A 9,763-nucleotide genomic window follows, 5' to 3' on the forward strand; every position below is an offset into this window, starting at 1 on the left:
ATTCATGGCTGAAAACGAAAAGACCACTGCGGCCACCCCAGAGGCGGCCCCCGTTAAGAAGGCCCCCAAGCCGGTCAGCCCCGGCACGCAGGCCCTTCGGGACGTGGTGAGCAAGGTGTACGCCGCTGCATGGGAATCGAAAGAGGCGGGCCGCCCCGTGGGCTGGTCCTCGTCCAAGTTCCCCTGCGAAATTGCTGAGGCCCTGGGTTTGGCGGTCGTCTACCCGGAGAATCAGGCTGCCGGTATCGGTGCGCAGCACGACGGACAGCGGATGTGCGAGGCGGCGGAGTCTCTGGGGTATGACCCGGACATCTGCGGTTACGCCCGCATTTCCCTTGCCTATTCCGCCGGGGTGGAGACGACCAACGAGTCCCGCCGCGTTCCCATGCCGGACTTTGTGCTTTGCTGCAACAACATCTGCAACTGCATGACCAAGTGGTATGAGAACATCGCCCGGACGCACAACATCCCCCTCATCATGATCGACGTGCCCTACAACAACGAAGTCACTGTCAGCGATTCTCAGGTGGCCTATATCCGCGGCCAGTTTGATGACGCCATCCGTCAGATGGAGAAGATCGCCGGGACAAAGTTTGACGAGAAGAAGTTCGAGCAGGCTTGCGCCAACGCAAACCGCACCGCCAAGGCATGGCTGAAGGTGTGCGACTTTTTGCAGTATAAACCCTCTCCCATGAGCGGCTTTGACCTGTTCAACCACATGGCGGACGTGGTGACCGCCCGTGGCAAGGTGGAGACGGCGGAGGCCTTTGAGCTGCTGGCCACCGAACTGGAAGAACACGTGAAAAACGGCACCACCACCGCGCCCTTCCCCGAGAAGTACCGCATTATGTTTGAAGGCATTCCCTGCTGGCCCAATCTGAAAACCCTGTTTAAGCCTCTGAAGGCCAACGGCGTCAATGTCACCGCCGTGGTTTACGCCCCTGCGTTCGGCTTCGTATACAACGGTCTGGACGATATGGCAAGAGCTTACTGCAAGGCGCCCAACAGCGTATGCATTGAGCAGGGCGTGGATTGGCGCGAGGGCATTTGCCGCGACAACAAGGTGGACGGTGTTCTGGTCCACTATAACCGTTCCTGCAAGCCCTGGTCCGGCTATATGGCCGAGATGCAGCGCCGCTTCACAAAGGACTTGGGCGTTCCCTGCGCCGGGTTCGACGGCGATCAGGCCGATCCCCGCAACTTCAACGAGGCCCAGTATGAAACCCGGGTACAGGGTCTGGTGGAAGCCATGGAGGAGAACATGAAGCAGAAGGAGGCCAGGGCATGAGCATCGAAGGAATTGTAAAAGAATTTACCGCCGTGGCGCGAAACCCCAAGGAGCAGATCAAAAAGTATAAGGCAGAAGGCAAAAAGTGCATTGGCGTGATGCCCTATTACGCACCCGAGGAATTGGTGGCCGCCGCCGGAATGATGCCCTTCGGCCTGTGGGGCAGCAACAACAAGACCATCTCTCAAGCCAAGGAATACTGCGCCACGTTTTATTGCACCATTGCCCAGCTGGACCTTGAGATGCTGCTGGACGGTACGCTGGACCTGCTGGACGGCGTGATTACCCCCACCATCTGTGACACCCTTCGCCCCATGAGTCAGAATATCCGCGTGGCCATGAGCGAGAAGCTACCCTGCATTTTTCTGGCCCACCCCCAGAACCGCAGACCTGCCTACGGCAAGAAATTCTGCATGGACCAGTATACCCACATCAAAACCGAGCTGGAGAAAATCTCTGGAGCACCGATTACGGACGAGGCTCTGCGGGATGCCATCAAGGTTTATAACCGCAGCCGCGCTGCTCGCAGGGAGTTTGTGAAGCTTGCCAGCGACCATTGCGACGTGATTACCCCTGTGATGCGCAGCGCGGTGCTGAAGGCCGCGTGGTTCATGCCTAAGGCAGAGCACGCCGAAAAGCTGGAAGCGCTCAACGCGGAGTTGAAGGCCTTACCCGTGTGCAACTGGAAGGGCGTAAAGGTCGTCACCTCGGGCATTATCTGCGACAATCCCAAGCTGCTGGAGATTTTTGAGGAGAACAAGGTGGCCATTGCCGCTGACGATGTGGCGCACGAGTCCCGGGCCTTCCGGGTGGACGCTCCTGAGACGGGCGACCCCATGGAGGCGCTGGCTCAGCAGTTTGCCGATCAGGATTACGACGTGCTGCTTTACGATGAAAGTTCCAGCGAGAACCGCCGGGGCGAATACGTAGCCAGACTGGTGAAGGAGAGCGGCGCCAAGGGTCTGGTGCTGTTTATGCAGCAGTTCTGTGACCCCGAGGAGATGGAGTATCCCTCTTTGAAAAAGGCGCTGGACGAGGCCGGGATTCCCCATATTAAGCTGGGCGTGGACCAGCAGATGCGGGACTTTGGACAGGCGCGTACCGCCATTCAGGCGTTTGCGGATGTAATTTCCCTCTGAGAAACATGAAAGTTTGAATTGCGCGGGACGGCCGGTTGGCCGGGCTGCCGTCCCGCTTTTCCGCCCGCGGCCAAATTACATGATAAGGTGGTACGATATGAGCGCATTTGGCTATTCCATGCCTTCCTATTTCCAGAACATGCCTCAACTGGGAACGCCGCTTCAAGCGACGAACGAGGAAAACAAAAAGATTCTGCGGGAAGTCGAAGCCGCGTATAACGCTGAGGTGGAAGCCACTCTGGCCGCAGGCCGCAGCGATGAGTCCCTTAATCAGGCCGGGCAGATGACTGCCAGCCAGCGAGTGAATCTTCTGGTGGACGAGGGCACTTGGTGCCCTCTGGACAGCCTGTATAATCCCGAGAAGAACAAGAACGGCTCCACCGGCGTGCTGATCGGCATGGGAAAGATTCAGGATAAGTGGGCGGTGGTCATCGCCTCCGACAACAAGAAATTGGCGGGTGCGTGGGTCCCCGGTCAGGCCCTGAAGCTGACCCGGGCCACGGACATTGCCAAGATGCTCCGTATTCCTCTGGTGTACGTGCTCAACTGCTCCGGCGTGAAGCTGGATGAGCAGGAAAAGGTCTTCGCGGGCCGTGTCACTGGCGGCACGCCCTTCTATCGCCACGCCGAGCTGGAGCAGATGGGCATTCCCGTGCTGGTTGGCATTTACGGAACCAACCCCGCCGGCGGCGGCTATCATGCCGTCAGCCCCACCATCCTCATTGCCCATGAGAAGGCCAACATGGCCGTGGGCGGCGCGGGCATCGTGGGCGGCATGAATCCCAAGGGCTATGTGGACGAAGAAGCCGCCGAGGCTTTGATCGATGCCACCGTCAAGGCCGGAAAGATCGATCCTCCCGGCGCGGTGCATATCCACTTTGGTGAAACCGGCTTCTTCCGCGAGGTATACTCTGGAGAAGAGGGCGTTTTGACTGCTATCAAGAAGTATATGGACGCTATCCCCGGTTACAATGAAAACTTCTTCCGGGTGGCGGACCCCATGGAGCCGGCGCACCAGGGCGAGGAGCTTTATACCCGTGTGCCCTCCAACCAGAAGCGTGCCTATGACATTCGGGAAGTGCTGGCCTGCCTGTTCGACAACAGCGAGTTTATGGAGTTCAAAAAGGGCTATGGCCCCGAAATCGTCTGCGGCCTTGCCCGGATCAACGGTCTTCTCACCGGTGTGGTGGCAAACTATCAGGGTCTGATTCCCGGCTATCCCGAGTATCGCGAGGCCGGTTCCGTGGGCGTGGGCGGCAAGCTGTATCGCCAAGGCTTGATTAAGATGAGCGAGTTTGTCACCATGTGCGGAAGAGACCGCTTGCCCATCGTGTGGATGCAGGATACCACCGGCATCGACGTGGGTGACCCCGCTGAGAAGGCGGAGTTGCTGGGCCTTGGCCAGTCTTTGATTTACTCCATCCATAACGCAAAGGTCCCCCAGATGGAGATTACCCTGCGCAAGGGTACCGCCGCTGCCCACTATGTCATGGGCGGACCGCAGGGCAATGCGCGCAACATATTCAGCATCGGCACCGCGGCCACCGAAATTTACGTGATGCACGGCGAAACCGCCGCGGCTGCCATGTATTCCCGCCGCCTTGTCAAGGACAAGAAGGAAGGCAAGGACATTCAGCCTACCATCGACAAGATGAACGAGCTGATTCAGGAGTATGCCGACAAGTCCCGTCCCGCTTCCTGTGCCAAGACCGGTCTGGTGGATGAGATTGTGGAGATGCCCAAGTTGCGCAATTACATCTGCGCATTTGTGGGCGCGGCTTATCAGAATCCCGAGTCCATCTGCCCCTTCCACCATATGATCACGCCCAGAGTCATCCGCGACTGGGACCGTATGATGAACAAATAAGAAGGTGAATGTATGATTCTAGGTAATATGACCATGGGGCAGGCCGGTATCGTCAGCGTTGCCAGTATGCTGGTTGTGTTTTCAGTTTTGCTGCTGCTTTATGTAATTCTGATTGTGTCCGGCAAGATTGCCACCCGAAACGTGGGAAAGACCGCGCCCACCAAGGCCCCGACTGGAACGGTGGCCGCGCCCGCAGCCGCGCCAAAGCAGGACGACGCAGAACTGATTGCCGTTCTCTCCGCGGCCATCGCGGAATACGAGCGGGTACGCCGCAATCCCTTCATTCGCAACGGGCGGGATTTGGACTGAACGTCTTTTGATTCCAAGCTCAAAGAAAAATAAAATTCATATTTGTTTTAAGGAGAAATTGACATGAGAGCTTATACGATTACCGTCAATGGCAAGGCTTATGACGTTCAGGTGGCTGAAAACGATGCTTCCGCCCCCGCCGCTGCTCCCCGCATCCAGAGCGTGACTCCCATCGCTGCCCCTGCCGCTGCTCCCGCTGCTGCTCCCGCTGCTGCTCCTGCACCTGCGGCAGCACCTGCTCCCGCTGCTCCCGTTGCCGCCGGAGAGGGCGCGGTTACCGCTCCTATGGCGGGCAAGATTCTGTCTCTTCCCATCAAGGCGGGCGACGCAGTCACTGCCGGTCAGGTTCTTTTGACCTTTGAGGCTATGAAGATGGAAAACGAAATTATGGCTCCCTGTGCGGGTACGGTGGCGCAGGTATTCTTTAAGGTCGGTGAACAGTTTGACGCCGGCGCCCAGTTGGTTCAGCTGGGTTGATCGGAAAGGAGCTTTAACCAATGGATTTAGTGACTGGAGTTATCACCGGCCTTGCCGGAACCTCCGGCTTTGCGACAATGGATTTGCGGCAGCTGATCATGATCATCATTTCTTGTGGGCTGCTGTATCTTGGCATCGTAAAGAAGTTTGAGCCTTTGTTGCTGGTAGGCATTGCCTTTGGAATGCTGCTGACAAATCTTCCCGGATCGGGCGTTTATCACCCTGAATTCTGGGGCGCAGATATCAATTATGGCGATGTGCTCCATGATGGAGGTTTGCTTGACCTGCTGTATATCGGCGTCAAGACCGGTCTGTACCCCTCTTTGATTTTCATGGGCGTCGGCGCCATGACGGATTTCAGTCCCCTGATTGCCCGCCCGTCCTCCCTGTTTATGGGCGCGGCGGCGCAGGGCGGAATCTTTGTGGCGTTGCTGATGGCCACGGCTATGGGGTTTGCACCCAAGGTTGCCGCGGCCATCGCCATTATCGGCGGCGCGGACGGCCCCACGGCTATCTGGTTGACCAAGATTCTGGCCCCGGAATATCTGGGTCCTATCGCCATCGCAGCTTACTCCTACATGGCTCTGATTCCGTTGATTCAGCCGCCCATTATGAAGCTGTTCACTACGGAGAAAGAGCGCAAGATTAAGATGGAAACGCTGCGTCCCGTATCTAAGACCGAGAAAATCGTCTTCCCAATTATGGTTTCCATTGTCACCTGTCTGGTGTTGCCCTCCGTAGCACCCCTGTTGGGCTGTTTGATGCTGGGCAACCTCTTTAAGGAGTGCGGCGTGACCGAGCGTCTTAGCGACACCGTGCAGAACGCACTGATGAATATTGTCACCATTTTTCTCAGTGTTTCTGTTGGCGCAACCGCTGTGTATGATCGGTTCCTCAGCTGGGATACCATTAAAATTATCGCTTTGGGACTCATCGCTTTCGCCTTTGCCACCACTTGCGGCGTGCTGTTTGGAAAACTGATGTGCGTTCTCTCCGGCGGCAAGATCAACCCCCTCATCGGCTCCGCCGGTGTGTCCGCCGTTCCTATGGCGGCCCGCGTGTCTCAGATGGTGGGTCAGAAATACAATCCTTCCAACTTCCTGCTGATGCACGCCATGGGCCCCAACGTGGCTGGCGTGATTGGCTCCGCAGTGGCGGCTGGTTGCCTGCTGAAGCTCTTCGGATAAGCGGCGGTGGAGCAAAGTCCACTGCGCTAGATTTCCGCCTGCGGCAAAAACCGTGTTTCACGCCCTTGCTCTTTCTTGTTCCACCGCAAACGCTTCACTGGCTTGCGGCGGAAGGAGACGAAGCGGGACGAAACGTCCACTGCGCCGGAATTAACGGCAAGTTGTTGAAAGACATAAAAAGGGGCTGCCGCAAGATTGCGGCAGCCCCTTGATGAACTTTAATGAAATATCACTTGGAGGAACTATGAAAGAACTGAACAGTACAAAGGACTATATTGCCTCACCGGAACTGTTGCGGGTGGCGGAAATTGCCCGGGCACTTCAAAAACCTCTGTTGATCAAGGGCGAGCCGGGAACCGGAAAAACAATGCTGGCGCAAGCGGTTGCGGAGTCTCTTGGAATGGAACTGATGGTGTGGAACATCAAGTCCACCACCAAAGCGCAGGACGGACTGTATGTTTACGACACCGTGGCCCGCCTGTATGACAGCCAGTTTGGCGAAACCGGTGTGAATGACATTCGGAAATACATCAAGCTGGGAAAAATGGGAGAGGCCTTCCAGGCCGGGGAACAGGTGGTCCTGCTGATTGACGAAATCGACAAGGCCGATTTGGAATTTCCCAACGACCTTTTGTGGGAACTCGACCGCATGGAGTTTTATATCCCCGAGACGAAGGAAACTGTCCGGGCGAAGCACCGTCCCATTGTCATCATCACTTCCAACGCGGAAAAAGAGCTTCCGGACGCCTTTTTGCGCCGCTGCATTTTTCACTATATTGCCTTCCCAGACGCGCCAATGATGGAGCAGATCGTCCGCGCTCACTATCCGGAGTTGGACAGCCAGCTTTTGGAGCAGGCGCTGAAACAGTTTTACGCCCTGCGGAGCCGTAACCTGCAAAAAAAGCCTTCTACCAGCGAACTTTTGGATTGGGTGCAGGCTCTGAGCATCGGCGGCGTGGATCCGGAGTTGTTGCGTAAAACGCTGCCCTTTGCGGGAGTTCTGTTGAAGAAGACAGAGGATTTGGACGTTATTGGGCGGCGGTGAGCGGATGTTTACGGGATTTTTTTACGCCCTGCGCCGACATGGGCTGGACGTATCCTTAAATGAGTGGCTCACGTTGATGGAGGCGCTACGTCTGGGACTGCACGGCTCCCAACTGACGGATTTTTACCAGCTGGCCCGCTGCATTTTGGCCAGAAGCGAGGCGGATTTTGACCATTTCGATTTGGCCTTTGCGGAGTATTTCCACGATGTAGAGTTCGTCCGGGAGTTGCCGGAGGAATTTCTGAGCTGGCTGGCAGAGGCAGCTGCGCAGCAGAACATTGACAAGGATGCGGTAGACGCTCAATTTGGAGGCGGGCTGAACCTTGAAGAACTGAAAAAGATGCTGGAAGAGCGACTTGCCGAACAGACAGAGCGCCACGACGGCGGCAGCAAATGGGTGGGAACCGGCGGAATTTCTCCCTTTGGCCATGGGGGCTACAACCCCGCCGGAATACGGATCGGCGGACCGGGACGGCACAGAAGCGCCGTGCAGGTGGCAGCAGAGCGGGACTATCGGGATTTCCGACAGGACGCGGCGCTGGAGCTGCGGCAGTTTCAAATGGCGTTTCGTCGCCTGCGAAACCTGACGGTGAAAGGGGATGGACTCAAGGACCAGCTGATGCTGGACGAGACGGTGCAAGCCACCTGCGACAGCGGCGGCTTTTTAAAACTGCAATTCGACCGACCCCGGAAAAATGACGTGCGGTTACTGCTGTTGTTTGATTCCGGCGGCTCCATGTGGTCTTATTCCCGTCTGTGTTCAAGGCTTTTCCATGCAGTCCATGAGGCTAGCCATTTTAAGGAACTGAAAACCTACTATTTTCACAACTGTGTATATGACGATCTGTTTACTACCCCGGAATGTTATTACAGGGAGAGCGAGGGAACAAGCGGCGTGCTTTCAAAGCTGAATTCCTCCTGGAAGATTCTGTTCGTGGGGGATGGGGCTATGTCCCCGGAGGAGCTTTTGAGAGAGGGGGGAAGTCTTGACTATTACCGGATTAATCAGGATCCGGGCATCGTTTGGCTGCGTCGTTTTGCGGAAAAATCGGCCCACACGGCATGGCTGAATCCCATCCCGCAAGAGCGGTGGGACTATACCAGAGGAAGCCACACCATTCACAGGATTCGTCAGGAAATTTCCATGTTTCCTTTAAGCATCGACGGGCTGGATGCTGCCTTGCACCATCTGATGGCGCCCCGCTAGGTGATTCAGGACAGGGCCGTAATGCAAGTCTTTGTGCAGCAAAAAGCCCTTATACAAAAGAAAATGCATAAATGCAAAAAGCATACAGAAATGAATGGTCAAAATGCACAATATGAGGAATAAATTGTAGAAAATATGCTGTTAAATTTTGAAGAATGGCTGGATTCAAACAAATATTTATACATTCTTTATGGAAAAGTATTGACATTGTGCGTCCGGCATGATAAGGTATAGCAAGCTTCAGGGAGGATGCTTGTTTTCCCTGAAATGAGTGAATAACGCCCGCCGTGCGGGCAAGCAGATTTTGGAAAAGGATGCGAATATCATGAAGAAGTTTTTTGCACTTGCACTGAGCCTTGCAATGGTTCTGTCCCTTGTTGCCTGCGGAAATTCCGGCGGGTCTGCCGGTTCCTCCGCTCCCTCCGGGTCCGACGGCAGCGGCTCCGCCGAGACGGGTATCCAGACGGTGACGCCCGGCAAGCTGACCGTGGCCACCTCTCCCGACTTTGCCCCTTATGAGTTTTACGCCATCGACGAAAACGGCGATGCGCAGCTTGCGGGATTTGATCTGGCGCTGGCCGGATACATTGCCGACTATCTGAATCTGGAGCTGGAGATCGTCACCATGGACTTTGACGGCGTGCTGGCTGAGCTAAATGCCGGAAATGTGGACATTGGTCTGGCCGGCCTCAGTCCCGATCCGGACCGTATGGAAGCCATGGATTTCTCCGACACGTACTATTCGGGCGGTCAGTCTCTGGTGGTCACCCAGGCCAACAAGGATAAGTGGGCCTCTATGGCGGAGTTGAACGACCCTGCTTTGTCCATCGGCGCGCAGTTGGGCTCCATCCAGTATAAACTGGCGGTTGAGAACACGCCCGACGCCGATATTGTCCAGCTTCCCAAGGTGACCGATGTGGTTTCCGAGCTGCTGGGCGGCAAGCTGGACGCCGGTTTCGTTGAGACAGTGGTGGCCCAGAGCTATGCCAAGAATTATCCCGACCTGTATGTGGCCTTCGACGTGCCCTATGACGTGAAGGGTTCTTCCGTGGGCGTGCAGAAGGGCAACGCGGCCCTGCTTGCCGGCGTGAACGAGGCGGTCGCCGCTGCGCTGGCGGACGGCTCTATGGACGACTTTGTTGCTACTGCTAACGAGCAGGCTGGCGGCAATATTCACGAGGGTCTTCTGGAAGGCGGCGCTTCCTCTGCCGCCGCTTCTTCTCAGGCTGGCTGAGATTTCTCCG

Annotated in this window: 9 protein-coding genes; all 9 read left to right on the plus strand. The window is 56.3% G+C overall.

All coding sequences use genetic code 11. The features are described 5' to 3' along the window. The first annotated feature begins 4 nt into the window (after nt 1-4). A complete protein-coding gene (locus RT018_RS06785) occupies nt 5-1,288 on the plus strand; it encodes a 2-hydroxyacyl-CoA dehydratase (protein WP_312940420.1) in 1,284 nt (427 codons plus the stop codon). Further along, on the plus strand, nt 1,285-2,427 hold the full coding sequence (hgdB, locus tag RT018_RS06790) for a (R)-2-hydroxyglutaryl-CoA dehydratase subunit beta (RefSeq protein WP_312940422.1): 1,143 nt from the start codon (nt 1,285-1,287) through the stop codon (nt 2,425-2,427). The genes RT018_RS06785 and hgdB overlap by 4 nt, the downstream gene beginning before the upstream one ends. Before the next feature lie 97 nt (nt 2,428-2,524). After that, nucleotides 2,525-4,294, plus strand: a complete 1,770-nt coding sequence (locus RT018_RS06795; protein WP_312940424.1) for a carboxyl transferase domain-containing protein — start codon at nt 2,525-2,527, stop codon at nt 4,292-4,294. 12 nt (nt 4,295-4,306) lie between these two features. Further along, entirely contained in the window at nt 4,307-4,603 is a 297-nt protein-coding gene (locus RT018_RS06800; RefSeq protein ID WP_312940426.1) for an OadG family protein, read from the plus strand. Nucleotides 4,604-4,666: 63 nt separating this feature from the next. Continuing rightward, nucleotides 4,667-5,080, plus strand: coding sequence for a biotin/lipoyl-containing protein (locus RT018_RS06805; protein ID WP_312940427.1), 414 nt, complete (start codon nt 4,667-4,669; stop codon nt 5,078-5,080). Nucleotides 5,081-5,100: 20 nt separating this feature from the next. Further along, nucleotides 5,101-6,267: a sodium ion-translocating decarboxylase subunit beta gene (locus RT018_RS06810; protein WP_312940429.1), complete on the plus strand. Its 1,167-nt coding sequence runs from the start codon at nt 5,101-5,103 to the stop codon at nt 6,265-6,267. 244 nt (nt 6,268-6,511) lie between these two features. After that, on the plus strand, nt 6,512-7,312 hold the full coding sequence (locus RT018_RS06815) for a MoxR family ATPase (RefSeq protein ID WP_312940430.1): 801 nt from the start codon (nt 6,512-6,514) through the stop codon (nt 7,310-7,312). 4 nt (nt 7,313-7,316) lie between these two features. After that, on the plus strand, nt 7,317-8,519 hold the full coding sequence (locus RT018_RS06820) for a VWA domain-containing protein (RefSeq protein WP_312940431.1): 1,203 nt from the start codon (nt 7,317-7,319) through the stop codon (nt 8,517-8,519). A 325-nt stretch (nt 8,520-8,844) separates the two neighbouring features. Further along, entirely contained in the window at nt 8,845-9,753 is a 909-nt protein-coding gene (locus tag RT018_RS06825; RefSeq protein ID WP_312940432.1) for a transporter substrate-binding domain-containing protein, read from the plus strand. Nucleotides 9,754-9,763: the final 10 nt, after the last annotated feature.

Source organism: Oscillibacter sp., from assembly GCF_032060045.1.
Taxonomy (GTDB): Bacteria; Bacillota; Clostridia; order Oscillospirales; family Oscillospiraceae; genus Oscillibacter.

Bases quoted from the DNA above. Each gene is read 5' to 3' on its own strand.
- RT018_RS06785 (WP_312940420.1), top strand. From the start codon at position 5: ATGGCTGAAAACGAAAAGACCACTGCGGCCACCCCAGAGGCGGCCCCC.
- hgdB (WP_312940422.1), top strand. From the start codon at position 1,285: ATGAGCATCGAAGGAATTGTAAAAGAATTTACCGCCGTGGCGCGAAAC.
- RT018_RS06795 (WP_312940424.1), top strand. From the start codon at position 2,525: ATGAGCGCATTTGGCTATTCCATGCCTTCCTATTTCCAGAACATGCCT.
- RT018_RS06800 (WP_312940426.1), top strand. From the start codon at position 4,307: ATGATTCTAGGTAATATGACCATGGGGCAGGCCGGTATCGTCAGCGTT.
- RT018_RS06805 (WP_312940427.1), top strand. From the start codon at position 4,667: ATGAGAGCTTATACGATTACCGTCAATGGCAAGGCTTATGACGTTCAG.
- RT018_RS06810 (WP_312940429.1), top strand. From the start codon at position 5,101: ATGGATTTAGTGACTGGAGTTATCACCGGCCTTGCCGGAACCTCCGGC.
- RT018_RS06815 (WP_312940430.1), top strand. From the start codon at position 6,512: ATGAAAGAACTGAACAGTACAAAGGACTATATTGCCTCACCGGAACTG.
- RT018_RS06820 (WP_312940431.1), top strand. From the start codon at position 7,317: ATGTTTACGGGATTTTTTTACGCCCTGCGCCGACATGGGCTGGACGTA.
- RT018_RS06825 (WP_312940432.1), top strand. From the start codon at position 8,845: ATGAAGAAGTTTTTTGCACTTGCACTGAGCCTTGCAATGGTTCTGTCC.